This window comes from Rhodococcus zopfii NBRC 100606 = JCM 9919, from assembly GCF_001895025.1.
Classification (GTDB): domain Bacteria; phylum Actinomycetota; class Actinomycetes; order Mycobacteriales; family Mycobacteriaceae; genus Rhodococcus; species Rhodococcus zopfii.
The window spans coordinates 20,977-39,792 of sequence record NZ_BCXI01000037.1; the positions used below are offsets into that span (position 1 = coordinate 20,977).

The 18,816-nt window shown below is 67.7% G+C and carries 19 protein-coding genes; 14 read left to right on the plus strand and 5 right to left on the minus strand.

The genetic code is table 11. From position 1 onward, the window contains the following. The first annotated feature begins 28 nt into the window (after positions 1–28). The 3 genes from RZ1_RS21350 to fabG all read left to right on the plus strand — a co-directional run bounded on the left by RZ1_RS21350 (position 29) and on the right by fabG (position 2,941). Positions 29–1,246, plus strand: coding sequence for an acetyl-CoA C-acetyltransferase (locus RZ1_RS21350; RefSeq protein ID WP_072814522.1), 1,218 nt, complete (start codon positions 29–31; stop codon positions 1,244–1,246). 146 nt (positions 1,247–1,392) lie between these two features. Then, positions 1,393–2,154 (plus strand): SDR family NAD(P)-dependent oxidoreductase, encoded by a 762-nt coding sequence (locus tag RZ1_RS21355; RefSeq protein WP_072814523.1) that lies wholly within the window; start codon positions 1,393–1,395, stop codon positions 2,152–2,154. 28 nt (positions 2,155–2,182) lie between these two features. After that, complete coding sequence (gene fabG / locus RZ1_RS21360; protein ID WP_072814524.1) at positions 2,183–2,941, plus strand: 3-oxoacyl-ACP reductase FabG; 759 nt, start codon at positions 2,183–2,185, stop codon at positions 2,939–2,941. 66 nt (positions 2,942–3,007) lie between these two features. On the opposite strand, the gene RZ1_RS21365 is transcribed toward fabG, so the two are convergent. After that, entirely contained in the window at positions 3,008–4,045 is a 1,038-nt protein-coding gene (locus RZ1_RS21365; protein WP_072814525.1) for a beta-ketoacyl-ACP synthase III, read from the minus strand. Between the two features lie 203 nt (positions 4,046–4,248). Further along, a complete protein-coding gene (locus RZ1_RS21370) occupies positions 4,249–4,929 on the minus strand; it encodes a TetR/AcrR family transcriptional regulator (protein ID WP_238072248.1) in 681 nt (226 codons plus the stop codon). A 319-nt stretch (positions 4,930–5,248) separates the two neighbouring features. Between RZ1_RS21370 and RZ1_RS21375 the strand changes: the two genes are divergently transcribed. The 11 genes from RZ1_RS21375 to RZ1_RS21425 all read left to right on the plus strand — a co-directional run bounded on the left by RZ1_RS21375 (position 5,249) and on the right by RZ1_RS21425 (position 16,588). Then, on the plus strand, positions 5,249–5,995 hold the full coding sequence (locus RZ1_RS21375) for a GntR family transcriptional regulator (RefSeq protein ID WP_083583827.1): 747 nt from the start codon (positions 5,249–5,251) through the stop codon (positions 5,993–5,995). Continuing rightward, a complete protein-coding gene (locus tag RZ1_RS21380) occupies positions 5,992–6,429 on the plus strand; it encodes a phosphonate C-P lyase system protein PhnG (protein ID WP_072814528.1) in 438 nt (145 codons plus the stop codon). The genes RZ1_RS21375 and RZ1_RS21380 overlap by 4 nt, the downstream gene beginning before the upstream one ends. Further along, a complete protein-coding gene (gene phnH, locus RZ1_RS21385) occupies positions 6,426–7,010 on the plus strand; it encodes a phosphonate C-P lyase system protein PhnH (protein ID WP_072814529.1) in 585 nt (194 codons plus the stop codon). Before RZ1_RS21380 ends, phnH begins: the two co-directional genes overlap by 4 nt. Position 7,011: 1 nt before the next feature. Next, entirely contained in the window at positions 7,012–8,121 is a 1,110-nt protein-coding gene (locus RZ1_RS21390) for a carbon-phosphorus lyase complex subunit PhnI (RefSeq protein WP_072814530.1), read from the plus strand. Then, positions 8,121–9,983: an alpha-D-ribose 1-methylphosphonate 5-phosphate C-P-lyase PhnJ gene (locus RZ1_RS21395; RefSeq protein ID WP_083583828.1), complete on the plus strand. Its 1,863-nt coding sequence runs from the start codon at positions 8,121–8,123 to the stop codon at positions 9,981–9,983. Before RZ1_RS21390 ends, RZ1_RS21395 begins: the two co-directional genes overlap by 1 nt. Positions 9,984–9,988: 5 nt before the next feature. Then, on the plus strand, positions 9,989–10,738 hold the full coding sequence (locus RZ1_RS21400; protein WP_072814581.1) for an ATP-binding cassette domain-containing protein: 750 nt from the start codon (positions 9,989–9,991) through the stop codon (positions 10,736–10,738). Continuing rightward, positions 10,735–11,979, plus strand: a complete 1,245-nt coding sequence (locus RZ1_RS21405) for an alpha-D-ribose 1-methylphosphonate 5-triphosphate diphosphatase (protein WP_072814531.1) — start codon at positions 10,735–10,737, stop codon at positions 11,977–11,979. The genes RZ1_RS21400 and RZ1_RS21405 overlap by 4 nt, the downstream gene beginning before the upstream one ends. A gap of 183 nt (positions 11,980–12,162) precedes the next feature. Then, positions 12,163–13,116, plus strand: a complete 954-nt coding sequence (locus RZ1_RS21410) for a phosphate/phosphite/phosphonate ABC transporter substrate-binding protein (RefSeq protein ID WP_072814532.1) — start codon at positions 12,163–12,165, stop codon at positions 13,114–13,116. A 30-nt stretch (positions 13,117–13,146) separates the two neighbouring features. After that, a complete protein-coding gene (phnC, locus tag RZ1_RS21415; protein ID WP_083583835.1) occupies positions 13,147–13,992 on the plus strand; it encodes a phosphonate ABC transporter ATP-binding protein in 846 nt (281 codons plus the stop codon). Beyond that, positions 13,989–15,716, plus strand: a complete 1,728-nt coding sequence (gene phnE, locus RZ1_RS21420) for a phosphonate ABC transporter, permease protein PhnE (protein ID WP_072814533.1) — start codon at positions 13,989–13,991, stop codon at positions 15,714–15,716. Before phnC ends, phnE begins: the two co-directional genes overlap by 4 nt. Positions 15,717–15,769: 53 nt before the next feature. After that, positions 15,770–16,588, plus strand: a complete 819-nt coding sequence (locus RZ1_RS21425; protein WP_072814534.1) for an inositol monophosphatase family protein — start codon at positions 15,770–15,772, stop codon at positions 16,586–16,588. An 84-nt stretch (positions 16,589–16,672) separates the two neighbouring features. Here RZ1_RS21425 and RZ1_RS21430 read toward each other — a convergent pair whose 3' ends face one another. The 3 genes from RZ1_RS21430 to RZ1_RS21440 all read right to left on the minus strand — a co-directional run bounded on the left by RZ1_RS21430 (position 16,673) and on the right by RZ1_RS21440 (position 18,812). Then, positions 16,673–17,617 carry a DUF1214 domain-containing protein gene (locus RZ1_RS21430; RefSeq protein WP_083583829.1) on the minus strand — a complete coding sequence of 315 codons (945 nt, stop codon included), beginning with the start codon at positions 17,615–17,617 and terminating at the stop codon, positions 16,673–16,675. A gap of 72 nt (positions 17,618–17,689) precedes the next feature. After that, on the minus strand, positions 17,690–18,358 hold the full coding sequence (locus RZ1_RS21435; RefSeq protein ID WP_072814535.1) for a GAP family protein: 669 nt from the start codon (positions 18,356–18,358) through the stop codon (positions 17,690–17,692). 31 nt (positions 18,359–18,389) lie between these two features. Continuing rightward, complete coding sequence (locus RZ1_RS21440) at positions 18,390–18,812, minus strand: hypothetical protein (protein ID WP_072814536.1); 423 nt, start codon at positions 18,810–18,812, stop codon at positions 18,390–18,392. Between the last annotated feature and the right edge of the window lie 4 nt (positions 18,813–18,816).

The following is an 18,816-nucleotide window of genomic DNA, read 5'->3' on the forward strand; positions in this document are numbered from 1 at the left end:
TTCGTCACTTACTCCGAAGGAGCTTCCGATGCCCGAAGCAGTGATCGTCTCCGCAGTACGTTCGCCCATCGGCCGCGCGATGAAGGGTTCGCTCAAGTCGGTGCGCCCCGACGACATGGCCGCCCAGATGGTGGCCGCCGCGCTCGCGAAGGTCCCCGAGCTCGACCCCACCGAGATCGACGATCTCCTCATGGGTTGCGGCCAACCCGCCGGCCAGTCCGGCTTCAACATCGCACGGACCGTCGCGGTGCAGCTCGGCTACGACTTCCTGCCGGGCGTGACCGTCAACCGGTACTGCTCGTCGTCGCTGCAGACCACCCGCATGGCGCTGCACGCGATCAAGGCCGGCGAGGGTGACGTGTTCGTCTCCGCCGGTGTCGAGTCGGTGTCGAGCTACATCACCGGCAACGCCGACGGCCTGCCGAACACGAAGAACCCGCTCTACGCGGACGCCGAGGCCCGCACCGCGAAGCTCGCCGAGGGCGGCACCGCGTGGACCGATCCGCGTCAGGACGGCCTGCTGCCCGACGTCTACATCGCGATGGGCCAGACCGCCGAGAACGTCGCCTCGTTCACCGGGATCTCCCGTGAGGATCAGGACCGGTGGGGCGTCCGGTCGCAGAACCGTGCGGAAGATGCCATCAAGTCCGGGTTCTTCGAGAAGGAGATCACCCCGCTGACGCTGCCCGACGGCACCGTCGTCTCCACCGACGACGGCCCGCGCGCCGGCACCACGTACGAGGCGGTCAGCCAGCTCAAGCCGGTGTTCCGCCCGGACGGCACGATCACCGCCGGCAACGCGTGCCCGCTCAACGACGGGGCCGCGGCGCTGGTGATCATGTCCGACACCAAGGCCAAGGCGCTGGGTCTGACCCCGCTCGCGCGCGTCGTCTCGACCGGTGTGTCGGGTCTGTCGCCGGAGATCATGGGCCTCGGCCCGATCGAGGCCGTGAAGAAGGCGCTGGCGCTGGCCGGCAAGTCGGTGTCCGACATCGATCTGTTCGAGATCAACGAGGCGTTCGCCGTGCAGGTGCTCGGCTCGGCCCGGGAACTGGGCATCGACGAGGACAAGCTCAACGTCTCCGGCGGTGCGATCGCACTCGGACACCCGTTCGGTATGACGGGTGCGCGCATCACGAACACGCTGATCAACAACCTGCAGGCCCACGACAAGCAGTTCGGCGTCGAGACCATGTGCGTCGGCGGCGGCCAGGGCATGGCGATGGTCCTCGAGCGCCTGAGCTGACACCCACATAGGCAAGGGTTAACACACCATTAGGCCGTATGTCTGAAAAGACATGCGGCCTAATGGTTTTCGGGCGTGTCCGGTTGGAGACTCGCCTCCGTTTGGGCTATACACATCGGTAGCCCCGTCACTTTCCAGGAGAAACTGTGTCCGCTCTCGACAGGTTCCGCCTCGACGATCGCGTCGCAATCGTCACCGGCGCATCATCCGGCCTCGGTGTCGCGTTCGCGCAGGCGCTGGCCGAGGCCGGGGCCGACGTCGTGCTCGCGGCCCGCCGCGCCGACCGGCTCGCGGAGACCGCCGAGCTCGTCCGCGCCGCCGGACGTCGCGCGGTCACCGTCGAAACCGACATCGCCGACCCGGACCAGGCGCAGCGCATGGTCGACGCCGCCGTCGAACAGTTCGGCAAGGTCGACATCCTCGTCAACAACGCCGGCATCGGCACCGCGGTCCCCGCCACGAAGGAGACCCCGGACCAGTTCCGCCGCGTCATCGACATCAACCTCAACGGCTCCTACTGGGCCGCGCAGGCCGCCGGTCGCGTGATGCAGCCGGGCAGCTCGATCGTCAACATCTCCTCCATCCTCGGCATCACCACCGCGGGCCTGCCGCAGGCCGCGTACGCCGCCAGCAAGGCCGGCGTCATCGGCCTGACCCGCGACCTCGCGCAGCAGTGGGGCGCCCGCAAGGGCATCCGCGTCAACTCGATCGCCCCGGGATTCTTCGCGACCGAGATGACCGACGAATACCCCGACGGATACATCGACAGCATGACGTCGCGGATCGTCCTCGGCCGGACCGGTGACCCGGCCGAGCTCGCCGCGACCCTCGTGTGGCTGGTCTCCGACGCGGCCGGGTACGTGACCGGCCAGACCCTCGCGGTCGACGGTGGCCTCACAATCAACTGATCGTCCACCCACCCCCTGGAGGTATGAAGTGAGCTCAACAGTCCGCACCGCCATCGTCACCGGAGCCGCACGCGGCATCGGCGCCGCCGTCGCCAAGCGCCTTGCCGAGGACGGCCTGCAGGTCGCGGTCCTCGATCTCGACGCCGACGCCTGCGCCGACACCGTCGCCGCGATCGAGGCCGCGGGGGGCAAGGCCCTCGCGGTCGGCGCGAACGTCGCCGACGAGCAGTCCGTCGCCGCCGCGGTGGAGAAGATCGCCACCGAACTCGGTGAGCCCACCGTTCTGATCAACAACGCCGGCATCACCCGCGACAACCTGCTGTTCAAGATGACCGTCGAGGACTGGGACGCGGTCATGGCGGTGCACCTGCGCGGCGCCTTCCTCATGACCCGCGCCACCCAGAAGTACATGGTGAACAACCAGTTCGGCCGCATCGTCAACCTGTCGAGCACGTCCGCGCAGGGCAACCGCGGGCAGGTCAACTACTCCGCCGCCAAGGCCGGTATGCAGGGCTTCACCAAGACCCTCGCGATCGAGCTCGGCAAGTTCGGCGTCACCGCCAACGCGATCGCACCGGGCTTCATCGAGACCGAGATGACCGCCGCGACCGCCGCGCGCGTCGGCGTCCCGTTCGAGGACTACAAGGCCGCCGCCGCGTCGCAGATCCCTGTTGCGCGCGTCGGCAAGCCGGAGGACATCGCGCACACCGCGTCGTTCCTCGCGTCCGAGGGGTCCGGCTTCGTGTCGGGTCAGGTCATCTACGTTGCCGGTGGTCCGAAGGACTGAATCGAGCCGGACGCGGCGCTGCGGTCCCGGCCGGGACCGCAGCGCCGCTGTCGTTCCGGCGGGTCGTCACCCGAGCGACGGAAGCCGCACGACCTGCCCCGCATACGCGAGCCCCGCGCCGAATCCCAGCAGCAGTGCGGTGTCGCCGGGTTTCGCCTCGCCGGATCGGAGCAGCTGCTCCATCGCGAGCGGAATCGACGCGGCGCTCGTGTTCCCGGTCTCGGCGATGTCCTGCGCGACCGCGACCGAATCGGGGAGGGACAACGCGCGAATCAACGCGTCGGTGATCCGGCTGTTGGCCTGATGCGGCACGAAGGCGTCCAGGTCGTCGACGGTGACCCCGGACTTGCTGAGGGCGTCGCGGCACGCCTTCTCCAGGAAGGTGACGGCCCACCGGAACACCGCGGCGCCGTTCATGCGGATGTAGGGCCGTTCGGGCACGGTCCCGCTGCCGCCGGCCGCCTCCACTTCCGCGAAGTACCGGGCGAAGTCCTTGTCCTGCTTGATGGCCTCGGTCTGGGAGCCGTCCGACCCCCACGCGACGGGGCCGATGCCCTCGGTGTCGGACGGTCCGACCACCGCGGCGCCGGCGCCGTCGGCGAAGATGAACGCGCACGTGCGGTCGGTGGGGTCGAGCAGATCCGAGAGTCGTTCGACACCGATCACGAGCACGTGGCGGGCCTGCCCCGCCCGGACCAGCGCCGCCGCGTTGCCCAGTGCGTAGCAGAAGCCCGCGCAGCCCGCGGAGATGTCGAACGCCGCGGTGTCGTGCATGCCGAGTTCGGTGGCCACGACCGCCCCGGCGGAGGGGCCGAGAACCATCTGCGACGACGTGGCCAGCACGACCGCGTCGATCTGGTCCACGGCCAGTCCCGCGGCGGACAGCGCGTCGCGGGAAGCGGCCACGCTCATCGACACGATGGTCTCGTCGGGTTCGGCCCAGCGACGGGTGGCGATGCCGGAGCGGGTCCGGATCCATTCGTCGGAGGAATCGATGCGGTCGACGATCTCGGCGTTGGGCACGACGCGGCGGGGCCGGTACGCCCCGATGCCGAGCAGCGCGGCGTGCGTGACCGCGGGTGCGGTGGTGATAGCGGTGGGCATGACGTCCTCTCCGGCCGGAGCGATCGTCTCCGGCCGGATCCATCATGGAACCGATCGGCGGATTTCGGAACGGACTTCCCGTATTGACCTGTACAAGGTTTCCTGCGCCGTCCTCGCCACCCCTGCCCGGGTGGTGCTGTTCGAGGGGGCGCTCGACGACGACGCCGCGGGGGAAGCGGTGCACCGGAAGCCGCGCCCAGCCCTCAGATCCCTACGCCTGCCGCCTCCAGGTCGGCGACGACCTGATCGAGCGGACGCCCCGGGGGAGCCGCCGCGAGTGCTCCTCGGATCGTCGCTGCCAGAACCAATTTCACGAACCGGGCGTGTTCGATCTCGGGGATCTCACGGTGTGCCTCGCCGAGGTGTTCGTCGGTGTCGAGTTGCGCGGTCGCTTCCTGGCGTTGCACCTCGAGTTCGTCGGCGTCCTCGCGCCGGGAGTCCTCGGCCACCGCGTAGTTGATCGAGATGCCGGCGATCACGCAGGACAGTGCCATCGCAACATCGGGGGCATATCCGAATCGGCCCAGTGCATAGGTCTGGTGCGTCATCAGGAGGCGGCCGCCGTCGCCGCGGGGAAACAGGGTCTGCATGTACACGCCGAGCCCCGGGTGACGGACGATGAAGTCCCACAGCTGCAGGCCGAACGACAACAGATGTTGCTCGACGTCGTGATCCGGATCGTCGTGCAGCTCGAGGTCGCTGAGCAGGCTCTCGCCGACCATCCGCTCGAGTCCCCATCGTCCGTCGACGGCCCGGTACAGGGCGGTCGAGGACACGCCCAGTTCCGCTGCGACGGCGTTCATGCTCAGCCGGCGCATTCCGAGTTCACGCCCGACGCGAATGATGTCGTCGAGGTCGAACATGCGCGGGCGTCTGCCGATCACGTGTGTGTACCTCTAGTTCTCACCTAAGTTACGCCCCCCAACTTTTGCGAGTCTAAGTTGCCGTCCCGTCGCCGTGCAACACGGTCGGTCCGGTGGGTGATTCGGCGGGTGATCCGGATCGGGTTCCCGGGTGGCGCACGTCTCCCGCGCCCCCCGGTGAGGGGAACCATCATCCGATCTGACCGAATGCTGGTGTGCATCAACGGATTTGGATGGTGGGGCGGGTGCGAAACAACTCGCCGAGCCGTTCAACTGTGTTTTCCCTCCGGTTACCGGCGGTGAAGTTGTCTGGACAATTCCGTGCACGATGTTGGTAGCCGTGACGGAGCGGACTGGCTACCAGGACATCGCAGGGCGTTTGGCCCGGGAGATCGCCGTGCTCGAACCGGGCTCCAAGATCTCGAGTGAACACGAGCTGATGGAACGGTTCGGTGTCGGGCGGGCCTCGGCTCGTGCGGCGGTTCAGGAACTCGAGCGTCGCGGGATGGTCCGCCGGATCCGCGGTTCCGGGACCTTCGTCAACCGCCGAATCGACTACCTCATCTCGAAGGAACTGCGTCCGTCGTGGCAGCGCACGGTCCGGGCCGTCGGTGCCACGTCGCGGTCGACGGTGCTGTTGTCCGAGGTCCGGCCGGCGCCGGAACACAGTGCGCGGTATCTGGGGGTCGGACCCGAAACCCCCGTTCACCACATGCGCAGGCTCCGATACGTCGACGACCGGGTCGCTGCCCTGGCGGACGAGTGGGTGACCTGTGACGTGGTAACCGAACTCGGAGCGGCCCTGCGTATCGAGGAGTCGCTCGACGAACTCCTCCGTCAGCTCGGGCGCGTCGACTCGGTCCGGTCGTGGTGCCGCGCCGGGATGGAACTACCGGACGACGACGTCTGCCGAGCGCTGGACATGACCACTGTCGCGCCCGTGTGGGTGATCGAAAGCATCAACCGTGACGCCGACACGGGAACCGCTGTCACCTACAGCAAGGCGTGGATGCGCGCCGACGTGATTCGCGTGGTCATGGAGATCGGCGACCACATCCCTTGCCGAACCGAAGAAGGAAAATCATGATTCCACCCCCCTACACGAGAGAGCGGCTCGGGGAACTCCTCGCCGCCGCGCCCGTCGCCGATCTCGTGACTGCGGCGGACGCGTGCCTGTCCGACGGCGCGGAACTGACCGTTCTCACCTCCCCCGAGGTGGGGTGCGTCGCAACCCAGGTGCGCGAACCGATCGGGCACGTCCGGTTCTTCCTGGGCAACGTGCTGGCCTGTCAGGCCGAGGTGCGTGTCGGACCGAACCGGGGCTGGGCGATGCGGATGGGCGACAACCGCGTCGCGGTCCTGGCGGCGGCGGTGTGCGACGCCGAGGTCGCCGGGGACCGTCCCCACGCCGGGCAGGTGCGCGAGTTGTGCGCTCGGGTCGAGGAGGAACTCGCCACCGCCGAGCACCGGGAGTGGTCCCGGATCGCCCCGACCGTCGTTCAATTCGAGGAGCTGACGTGACCGTAGCCGACAGATTCGCAGGAGTCGGGCTCGAACCCGAAGCGGCCCAGCAGGTGTTCCGGGCAGTGCTGAATTCGTTCAGCAGGCCCGGGCTCCCGCACCGGTTGCCCTCGACCGGATTCCCGCCGGCGTTGCTGCCGGCGTTGGCCCTCGCCGATCTGGAAACCGGCGTCGCCGTGCTCGACGGTGCGGACGCCGAGTGGGGCGAGATCCTCACGGTGGCAACGGGAGCAACCGAAGTGTCGGCGGACTCCGCACGCTTCGTCACGGTGTTGCGCAGCGCCACCCCCGGTGACCTGGGCAACGCAGCCCGAGGTACGGCCCTGTCACCGGAGTCCGCGGCCACCGTGGTCTGCGCGGTGCCATCCCTCACCGGGGGAACAACCGTCACGCTCGAAGGACCGGGTGTTCGCGAGACCGAGGTGATCGCACCCCGGGGGTTCGACGAAAACCTCTGGCGTGCAAGGAACGAGGCGGTGTCGGCGTTCCCCGCGGGAATCGATGTCTTGCTCGTCGCCGACGACGGCACCGTGCTCGGCCTTCCGCGTACCACCGGCGTACTCATCGAACGGGAGAGCTGACATGGGATATTCGGGAGCCCGCGGTGGCCTCGACGCGATCCTCGCCGCGGAGGAGCTGGTTCGCTCCGCCCGGGAGACCGACGAGTCTCCTCGTCTGTCCACCGGGCAGATCACCGGGCGGATGCGCCTCGCCGTCGACCGTGTCATGGGGGAGGGATCGCTCTACGATGCCGCTACCGCTGCCGACGCGCTGCGACAGGCCGAAGGCGACGTCATCGAGGCCACGCATCTGGTGCGTGCCCATCAATCAACCCTGCCGCGTCTGGCGGTGAGCGAACCGGTCGACCCCGACGAGATGACGGTGCTGCGCCGCATCGTCCCGGCTTGGCGCACCCCCGTCGGACCGCAGTTGCTCGGTCGTACGAGCGACTACACGGGCCGCATGCTGGTCCGGGACGACCGCCACGAACCGGGGGACGAGCTGTCGGACAACGATTTCCCGGAGCGTCGCGATTCGGACCGGCGACCGCAGCGGTTCTCCGACATGTTGCGGGAGATGGACCTGATGGTGGACAGCCGGCCCGCCGACGGGATCGACCCCGAGCCGTTCGACATCTCCCGGCACCCCGCCGCCCCGCCGGCGCCCCGCTCGGCTGTGCTGGCATCGATGGCCCGTGCCGAGACCGGGTCGCTCATCGGCACGTGGTACCGCTCCATCCGCGGCACCGAGGGCAACCTCCACGAGGTCACGCTCGGTGAGGTGCGGCACGGCCGGGTCCCTGTCCGGGTCCGCCACCCGCACACCGGGAACCCGTTCGTGCTCGGCGAGATCGAAGTCACCGAATGCGAGGCGATCGAGGATCTCGACGGCCCCGACGAGGACCGCGGCCGATTCGACGTCGGCTACGGACTGTGCTTCGGGCACAACGAACGCAAGGCGATTGCGATGGCGAATCTCGACATCGCGTGCCGGCGGTTCGGCGACGAGAGCGGTCTCGAACAGACGCTGCTGCTCACCACCGACGGACTCGACTCGTGTGGCTTCCTCGAGCACCTGAAGCTTCCGCACTACGTCACGTTCCGCTCCATGATCGATCGGAAACTCGCGGTCCGGGCAGGTGCTCCCGACCTCTCCGATCGGAACACCGAACCTCTCGGAAGGACCTGCTGATGACAGGGCTGCTCATACCCACCGATCCACGGCAGGACAGCGCCTCCCGGATCGTCGAGACCATGGACGCGATCGACGCTTCCGCTCGCGAACGCGGCATCCTCGACGAGATCTCCAAGCGCGAGATCCGGCGCGCGACTCTCACGGCGGTCTGCGTTCCGGGCTATCTCACGCCGTTCGGGTCGCGGGAGATGCCGGTCGCCCGGGGCTGGGGTTCGGGCGGACTGCAGGTCACGCTCGGCCTCACCGGGACCGACGACGCGGTCAAGGTCATCGACCAGGGTGACGACGACGGCGTCAATGCCACCAATCTGCGGCGGCTGATCGAATCCAGTGAGAAGTGCGCGACGACGAAGGACACCCGCGAGGCCACGATCATCCAGTCCCGCCACCGCATCCCCGAGGAACCGATGACCGAGGACCAGATCCTCGTTCTGCAGGTTCCCAACTCGGAACCGCTTCGCGCCGTGCAGAAATCGGTCGTCGAATGCGCGCGGATGCACGCGGAGGCGGACTATTCGACGATGTGGGTGAGCCTGTACGAGGACCTCGTTCGCAACGGGGTGATCACCAAGACCACCGGATACCCGGTGCTGGTGAATGGCCGATACGTGATGATCACTTCTCCGATCCCGCGCTGGGACGTTCCGCGCCTGCACAGCTCCCCGCACCTGACGCTGCTCGGGGCGGGCCGCGAGAAGCGGATCTTTGCGGTGCCGCCCTACACCGACGTGCAGCCGCTCACCTTCGACGACGTGCCGTTCGAGGTCGAAGGAGATTCGGGCCAGCGTTGCGAACGCTGCGGATCGACCGACACGTTCCTCGTCGAGTCCGCCCCCGGCCGCACCGTATGCAGCGACATCGAATGGTGCACACGCGTCACCGACGGTGACGTCGACGGCATCGGCCACCTCGCGCACGCTCCGCTGCGGCACCTCCCCGACCCGGGGCGCCGGGTCCGCAACGCCCGGCCGGCGGTGCGGCACGGCGAGCGTTCCGCGGACCGGTCGGCCGCGCCGCACCCCGACGGCTGGGTCCTTGCGGTCAGCGGAGTCGGCAAGGTGCACGGCCCCGGCGGCGCGGACGCGGTCGCGGGGACCGGACCCGAGGCCGGGACCGCGATCAGTCCGCTCACCGGATCGGTGGTGGCCGCATGGGACGTGACCTTCGACGTGGCGCCGGGCGAGGCGCTCGGTGTCATCGGTGAGTCCGGGTCGGGGAAGTCCACGGTGCTCCGTTGCCTGATCGGTGACGAGCAGGCGACCGCCGGCTCGATGTTCCTGTCCGCAGTCGGGGGCGGCGCCACCGACGTGCTTACTCTCCCACCGTCGGCGCGTCGTGCACTGCGCATCGACACGATCGGACTCGTCCACCAGAACCCCGCCGACGGCCTGACGATGACCGTGTCGGCGGGCGGAAACATCGCCGAGCGGCTCACCGCGGCCGGATGGCGCAACTACTACGAGATCCGCGACCGCGCAGCCTATCTCCTCGAAAAGGTCGAGGTCCCCCTCGACCGGATGGACGACCCCGTCCACACCTTCTCCGGTGGCATGCGGCAACGCGTGCAGATCGCGAAGGCGCTCGCGACCGATCCGCAGGTGCTGCTGCTCGACGAGCCGACCACGGGCCTCGATGCGTCGGTCGCCGCAGGAGTGCTCGACCTGCTCCGCAACCTGCTGGCCGAGCGCGACACCGCCGCGGTCGTCGTGAGCCACGACTTCGCGGTCATCGAAGCACTCACCGACCGCACCGTGGTGATGAACATCGGACGCGTCGTGGAGGCCGGACTCACCGACCAGTTGTTCCAGGATCCCCACCACCCCTACACCCAGCGGCTCGTCGCGGCCGCCCGGAGGTGACCTTCATGTCCCAGCCCGCGTCACCGGCGGTCCTCACCGTCCGTGATCTCCGTAAGTCGTTCACACTCCACACAATCGACGGAAGAACCGTCACGTCCCTCCACGGTGTCGACCTCGAGGTCGGCCGGGGCGAGCACGTCGCCCTGGCAGGGCCGTCCGGCGCCGGAAAATCCAGCTTCCTGCGTTGCGTGCATCGCAGCTACCTACCGGACTCCGGCTCGATCGTTCTGCACACCGACGACGGGCCGGTCGAACTCACCGACCTGGGCGACCGCGAGATGGCGCGGCTGCGCGGACGCGAACTCGGCTACGTGTCGCAGTTCCTCGCCGCCCCTCCGCGCACCGCACCGCTCGAGGTGGTCGCCGCTGCCGCGCGACGTCGCGGCATGACCGGCAGCGACGCCCGCGACGCGGCGGCCGCGTCGCTGCAGCGCCTCGCCCTCGACGAAGCACTGTGGGACGTGGACTGCAGTGTGCTGTCCGGCGGTGAGCGCCAACGGGTGAACATCGCGGCCGGCACCGTGCACCCTCCGCGCCTGCTGCTGCTCGACGAGCCGGTATCGGCGCTCGACCCCGCCAACCGGGAACGCGCGCTCGATCTGATCGACTCGCTGACCGCGTCCGGTGTGGCGGTGCTCGCCGTGTTCCACGACCTCGGGGCCATGCACCGCCTGGCCACCCGGGTCGTCAGGTTCGCGGACGGCCGAATCGCGCAGATCGGAACGGCATCGGACGTACTGGGGGTGGCGGCATGACCGGAATCGAGATCGCGTCGACCTTGCCGACGGCGGAGCCGTCCGCGTGGACGTTGCAGGGCCCACCGGCGGATTACACGGTCGGTCACGTGCGTGCGGTACTGCCCGACCGCGTCCTCGACGATGCACGGATCGTCGTACGGGACGGGCGGATCGTCGAGGTCGGTCCGTCGGTGCCGGGTGTCCGGCACGACGTCGACGGTGGAGGACTGCTGTGCCTGCCGGGCCTCGTCGACGTGCACTCCGATGGGCTCGAGAAGGAACGCATGCCGCGTCCGGGTGTCGAACTGCCGTGGCCGTTTTCGCTCATGTCGTTCGAAGGCAAGGTCCGGGCCGCGGGCGTGACCACGGTGTTCCACGGCGCCTCGTTCTCCGACCGCTCGACCGCCGCATCGGGGCGCAGTGTCCACGTGGCGCAGCAGATGTGCGAATCGGTCGAGCAGTGGGGCGAGCGCGACACCGAGGCGCCGCTGGTCGACCATCGGGTCCTGCACCGTCTCGACGTGCGGTCGTCCGCCGGATTCGTTGCATTACGAGCGGAATTCGAGCGGCTGGTCGAGACGGGAGCGGTGACGGCGGCGACGCCCGCGGTCATCTCGCACGAGGACCACACCCCCGGAATCGGGCAGTATGCGGACCGGGCCTACTACGAGAAGTACATCGTCGGGATGCGGGGTATCTCGGTTGCCGAGGCGCGGAAGGTGGTCGACGAGCTCGCGTCCGAGCGGGAGGCCAATGCTGCGATCCGGGACGAGACGATGGGCTGGCTCGCCGAACAGTCCCGCACCGGGCTCGTCCGGATCTTCGGACACGATCCCGAATCAGCGGTCGAGATCGCGGATCTCGCGGCGCGGGGCGGCAACGTCGCCGAGTTCCCGACCACCGTCGAGGCGGCGCGGGAAGCCCGAGCCCGTGGGATGTCGGTGGTGATGGGCGGCCCGAACGTGCTGCGCGGACGGTCTCATTCGGGCAATGTCTCCGCTGGGGAACTCGCCGATCTGGGGCTTGTCACCGCCCTCGCGTCGGACTACCTGCCGTCCTCGCTGATGGGCGCCGCATTCGCGCTCGCCGACCGCGGTCTGCCGCTGCCACAGGCGGTTTCGCTGGTCACGAGGGGCCCGGCGACGGCGGTCGGATTGGCCGACCGCGGCGCACTCCGTGTCGGGCAGCGCGCGGATCTCGTTCTCGTGGCGGTCGAGCGCTCGCATCCGGTCACCCGGGCGGTGCTGCGCGCGATGTGAATCCCGCTGTGCGAAGTTCGCGGACAGGACACAGAACTCGTCGCCCTGCTGCGATCGACGATTCATCGCGTGTTGGTGTACTCGACACAACCTGGAGACAGTCTCGTACCGGCGATGCAGATGCGGTGTCGGCTCGGTTCATCACACGACCCGCGACATGCGGGCTCGACAAGGAGTTCATCCATGCATATCCGTTCTCTCCGTTCCCTGACCGCGGCTGCCGCCGCGGTAGGTACAGCCCTGGTCCTCGCTGCATGCGGTTCGAGTGCAGACCAGAGTGATTCGGCTGCGTCGGGCTCCGGCCCCGACAAGCTCGTCCTCGCCTCGATCCCGAGTGAGGATTCGACGAGCCTGCAACAGGAGTTCGCGCTGGTCCAGAAGGTCATCGAGGACGAAACCGGAATCCCGGTCGAGTTCCAGAATGCTACCGATTACGCTGCGGTCATCGAAGCCCAGCGTGCCGGGAAGGTGCAGATCGCGGTCTACGGTCCGTTCTCCTATGTCACCGCCCGGGATGGCGGAGTACCGATCCAGCCGCTGGGCGCGTTCGCGGACAGCGCCGACGAAGAGCCCGGTTACCGGTCGTACGCCATTGTCCCGGCAGGCTCCGACATCCGCACCCTCGACGACTTCCGCGGCAAGACGATCTGTTTCGTCGATCCCACCTCGACCTCCGGGTACCTGTACCCATCCGCGGGTCTTCTCGAAGCAGGGATCGATCCGGCGAAGGACGTCACCCCCGTATTTTCGGGAGGACACGACGCCTCGGTACTGGCTGTGGTCAGCGGACAGTGCGACGCCGGCTTCGCCTTCGACACCATGGTGACGAAGACCCTCATCGACAAGGGTGAGATCAAGAACGGTGACGTGTCGGTGATCTGGGAATCCGAAGTGATTCCCGGCAGCCCCACCGCCGTGTCGACCACCCTGCCGCAGGAACTCGTCGACCAGATCACCGACATCTTCCGGACCAAGCTCAACCGGCCCGCACTCGTCGAGGCGGGCTACTGCGCCAGCGAAGCGGAATGCAAGCTTCCCGCAGGCACGGAGTTCGGTTACGTCTCCGTGGACGACGAGCTGTACGACGGCATCCGCAAGGTCTGCGATATCACGAACTCAGCCTCCTGCGTGAGCTGACCGAACACCCGACATCTAATGGAGCCCGCCATGACAGATCCCGACCATTCCCGCCTCGGCGCGTCCATCGACAAGATTCTCCGGCCCACGATCAGACTCGAGCACGCCACGAAGGATTTCGGGCCCGAGCTGCGGGCACTCGACGATGTCACCCTCGACGTCCATCCCGGAGAAGTGGTCGCACTGCTGGGGCTGTCGGGTTCGGGCAAGTCGACACTGCTGCGTCTGCTCGACGGCCTGCACGTGCCCACCAGCGGCACGGTGCAGGTCCTCGGGTGCGACGTCGGGACGGCGCGGGGGCGGGAGTTGCGCGCGCTGCGGCGCAAGGTCGGATTCGTGTTCCAGCAGTTTCACCTCGTCGGCAACATGTCGGTCCTCGAGAACGTGTGCACGGGGGCACTGGGTGCGTTGCGCGGGCCGCGCTTCGGTCTGATGACCTACCCGAAGTCGGTGCGCCTGGCGGCGATGGAGCAGCTGGACCGCGTGGGACTTGCCGACCGCCCGTTCCAGCGCGCCGACACCCTGTCCGGTGGTCAGCAGCAGCGGGTCGCCGTGGCCCGTGCGCTGATCCAGAAGCCCCGCATCCTTCTTGCCGACGAACCGGTCGCCTCGCTCGATCCCGAGTCCTCGGCCCAGGTGATGGCGCTGATCTCACGGGTCGCGGCCGAGGACGATCTGACGGTGCTGTGCAGTCTGCACCAGGTCGATCTTGCCCTGTCGTGGGGTCATCGCCTCATCGGGCTCCGCGGCGGCACCGTCGTTCTCGACAAGCCGGTGTCGAGCATCGACCGCAGCGAGATCATGGACATCTACTCCGCGGTCGCCCCCGTCGCGGCTGTGGCGGTGGGTCGGCCGGCGGACCGGGCCGTCAGGTGAGCTCCCTGGTATCGACCCGGCCGCCGGATCCCGGCACGCTGCCGCGCCCCACGTGGCAGGCGGCGAGCGTGCAGGTGATTCTCTTCGGGTTGCTGGCCGCGTCGCTGTGGTCGGTCGCATCCCTGAAGATCAACCTCGCCACGTTCGGCGACAGCATCGGCAACGCAGCCGATTTCGTCTCCAGGATCTTTCCGCTCGACTTTCCGACACTCGGCGAGCTCGCGGCGATGACCGGCCAGACGCTCGCCATCGTGCTGTGTGCGACGGTGCTGGCGGTGGTTCTCAGTCTGCCCGTCGCTTTGGCCGCGGCCCGCAACACCGCACCCGGGACGGCGCTGCGCGTGCCTGCCCGCGTGGTCATCGTCGTGACCCGCACCGTTCCGGAACTGGTGCTGGCGATCCTGTTCCTGCGGTTGTTCGGTCTGGGTGCGATCGCCGGCATCCTCGCCCTCGGTATCCACTCCGTCGGCATGATCGGGAAGCTGTACGCCGATGCGATCGAGGACACCGACCCGGGCCCGCGCGACGCACTGCGCACCGCCGGAGCAACCTGGTCGCAGCAGATCACCGGAGGGGTGATCCCCCAGGTGATGCCCGCACTGATCGCTACCGCCCTGCACCGCTTCGACATCAATCTTCGTGCGTCGGTACTCCTCGGATTCGTGGGCGTCGGCGGCATCGGTCTCGAACTGTCCGCGGCGCTGCGCACCATGAACTACCAACGCGGAATGGCGCTGGCGCTGTTCCTCGTCGCGCTGTGCATCGTGGTCGAGGTGCTCTCCGGTGCACTCCGGAAGCGGGTGCTGGGCGACCGCATGCCGTCGCGGGCAACGGTGTGGTCTCGGCTGCGCCGATGGGCATCGAACGCTCAGAACGGTTGGGTGGAAGGGGCATCCGGCGGAGCAGGACAACCGTCGGCGCTGCGCACCGCGGACGGCGAGTACCGGATCAGCCCGCCGTGGACCGGGGATCGCATCGGACGCGCCGTGTATGCGACCTTGTTCGCCGGTGCGCTCGTCGCCTCGGTCTGGGCGTCCGACATCGATCCGTCCCGGATGGCCGACGGATTCGCATCGATGTGGAACACCCTCGGTCTGTTCTTTCCGCCCGGTACCGGCGGGATCGGGGGCGAACTGTGGACGCAGCTACTGGTGACGCTGCAGATCGCGCTGGCCGCGACGCTCATCGGCCTGGTCGTGGCGATCCCGGTCGGGTTGCTGGCCGCTCGGAACGTCGCGCCGACTCCGGGTATCGCCAAGGGATTTCGCATCGTCATCGTGCTCGTCCGGGGCATCCCTGATCTGATCTTCGCGATCATCGTCATCATCGTGACCGGGCTCGGTGCCACCGCCGGTGCCATCGCACTGTCCGTCGGGGCGATCGGATTGCTCAGCAAGCTGATCGCCGACTCGGTGGAGGAAGCGGACGTGCGTGTCCAGCACGCGGTGGCCGCGAGTGGAGCGACACGGATGCAGGTTCTGCTGGCCGCCACGGTCCGGCAATCGGGTCCGGCGATCATCGCCCACATCTTCTACCAGCTGGACACCAACATCCGTGCCGCGACGCTGCTCGGCGTCGTCGGTGCCGGCGGACTGGGCTTCTACCTCGTGAACGCTTCCCGCGTCATGCAATTCGATGTCGTCACGATGATCGTCGTGATGATCTTCGCGGTGGTGATGCTGCTGGAGGGCATGGCCATGTGGGTGCGGAAGGTCGTGTCATAGCTCGATCGCCGAAACAGTTCTCGGGCAGAGCAATACATCAACAGGAGGCAGGAATGACCCTTACCGATTCGGCGCGCACCGCCGCCGATCGTGCCCTCTCCGTGGCATCCGACGCGGCACTGGTCGCGTATCAGGATGCCATCGCGACCTATTCGCGGGAGAAGCTGAAGTCGATCGCGATGGAGGGCGCCGACGGAACCCCGACGATGTTCATCGACATCGTGATCGAGGATGCGATCATCGCAGCGGCGACCGCGGCGGGCGCGAACGTCCTGTCGGAGGAGCGGGGATGGGTGGACGTCGGCTCGGCCGTCACGCTCGTCGTCGATCCGGTGGACGGATCGGCGAACGCCGCTGCCGGAATCCCGTTGTCCTGCTTCAGCGCAGCGGTCGTGATCGACGGAGAATTCACCGAAGCGATGACCTGCTGGCTCCACACCGGTGAACGCTGGTGGGCGTCGCGCGCAGAGCCGGCGTTCCGGACGAGCGGATGCACGTCGCTGCCGGAGGCCGCCGTGTCGATGCTCCGCCCGCACGACCGCAACCGCGACGCGTGGTGGCGAGTCGCGTCCACCGCGACCCGCATCCGCATCCTGAGTTGCAGCACCCTCGAATCGGTGTTCGTCGCGACCGGGTCGACCGACGCCTTCCTCGACGCCGGCAGCGACACGCATCGGCTCATGGACATCGCCGCGGCCGTCGTCCTGGTCGAGTCGTCCGGCGGGGCGGTGATCGACGCTTTCGACCGGCCGATCGAGTTCGGCACCGACCTCACCAAACGGTGGAGCGGGATCGTCGCGGCAACACCGGAGCTGGCGCACGAACTGCGCGATGCCGTGCAGGGAGTGGATCGACCGCCCGTGACCCTCTAGGGGTGTCCGACGCGAGCCTCGAACGCCGAACGACCGGGCGCCGGCATCCGATGAGGATGCCGGCGCCCGGTCGGTGGGCGTCACTCAGGAAACGGGTCTGATCTGCGGCAGCTGCCAGCTGCCGTCGGAGATTTCGGCCCGGGGCCGGTACAGGCGCACGAGGAAGTTCCAGCCCTCCGGTGTGGGGATGGCGTTGGGAGTCCCCTCGGGGAAATCCCCGAACCGCACGGTGAACGACCCGTCCGGATTCGGCTCTGCGGTGATGTTGTTGACGGTGTAGGAGTTCCGGGAATTGGGCTCGAAGAAGCCCTGTGCGTTGTAGACCGACACCGACCAGAATCCGTCGACCGGCACATCCGCCAACGTCAGTTCGTAGTTCCCTGCCGGTGCCTCGGGCGCGACCCCGATGTAGCTGGCCTCCCTGCTCGGCAGCCCACCCCACCCGGCGGCGGTGCCGATCAGATGCCGTACCGGATCCACCTCGTCGGGCGTGCCGAACATGGCATCGAATCCGGTGAGACCGGCCGCGAGCTGGAGCAACGCGGTCCGGGTCGCGTCGAGGCTTGCCTTGTCGTAGTCCGGTGCGACGAACGGCCGGGCCGCGCCCGCGTCGATGACGATCGCGTCCTGGATTTCGGCGACCGCCTTCAGGTCGTCGGGATCGATCGGGTCGACCAGCGTACGAACGGCGACGCCGACGTGCGACGACCCGAACCGGGACGTCTCCAGGCGGTGCTTCCCCGCCTCGTGGTAGATCGCCCCGACGTGGTGGTCCTGGTCGACGATCATCGCCGAGACGTACCGATCACCGTGCTCCGGCAGGGTCAGCGTCGCACCCTCGGAGATGTCGACCACCGCGAAGCTGTACAGGGTGTCGCGGTTGAGGCGGATCACGGTCTGATGGTCGATGGCCGCCGGTTCGCGATTGTGTAGCAGCGAGTTGACACCGCCCGCATCGCGCTGCAGATCGGAGAACATCCGATCGGTCTCGGCCCTGACGAAATTGTCGACGTTCACGTGAACGGTCACGTAATTACCTCACTCCTCTTTCGGTCTTTCCCGAGAACTGCATATTCGGTGTCGAGACTGCGGACTGCGAACTCACAGCGCACCTATTCCGTCGCCCAGCAACTTCGTGCCGAGAACGATCAGCAGCACACACATGATCGCTGTGTTGTTCGCTACGAGCCAGGAACGCAGCGAGGCCAAAACGGGTTCGGCGCGGCCGGGTGAAACCAGATACGCGATCGTCGGTAGCGCAATCGAGGCAGACGCGACCGCGACGAAGACCGCACCGCACACCACGACGCCGCCCGTCCCCAGCCCGGAGGATCCGAGAACGGAACCGGCGGTGACCGTAAGAAGCAGGTTCTTCGGATTGACAGCTGCCAGCAGCGCCGCGGTTCCCATCGCAGCGGCGGGTCGCATTGTGTCGACCGTGGACATCCACGCGGGAAGGCTCGGCTCGCTCCCCGAGCGCGGTCGTGAACGCCACTGGCGCACCGATAATCCCAAGAGCGCGAGCCCGAGGAGTACCCGAAGTGCCCCGACCAACGGTTTGCTGTCAGATGACGACTCGGGAAGAACACCTGCCAGCAGGGTGAACACGACGGTGGCAGCGAGTACACCGAGAACCCACCCCACGAGAAAACATGGACTCAGGATCCGAGCGCGAGGCCCCATCAACATCAATATTGTCGCAATGATGGCGACGGGGCTGATCGCGATCGCAATCGCAAGGGGAAGTAGATCCCCGATCGTGGTATTCACAAATCTCGCAGTTCTCCGCGGATCCAGTCACTCAGCAGCCGAGCGAAGCACCCAGCTCGTTCTGCGCCGATACGACCGACTCGATGTTCCCCCGAAGCTGTTGTGCTGCTTCGGGCACCGTGAGATTCGGGTCGAGATTCTCGACGCCCTCGTCGTAGGAGTTCCAGGACTCTTCCAGTGCGGCGAGACGGTCCTCGTTTACCTGCTCGGCAGACACGACCAAATTGTCGTAGGCAGTAGACACATTGTCCCGGGCGTCGCGGATCTCCCCGATACTCGACGATTCGGACAGCGAGGTGCGCGCCTCGGCGACAGCGCCCACGAACTCCGCGTAGGAATCGCACGCGGCAGCAGCGTTTTCCTCCGGTGACGGATCGTCATTGCCACAGGCCGTTCCGAACATTGCGACCGATCCGGCAACGAACAGGATGGCGACAAGTGTCTTCCGGGACATCCGA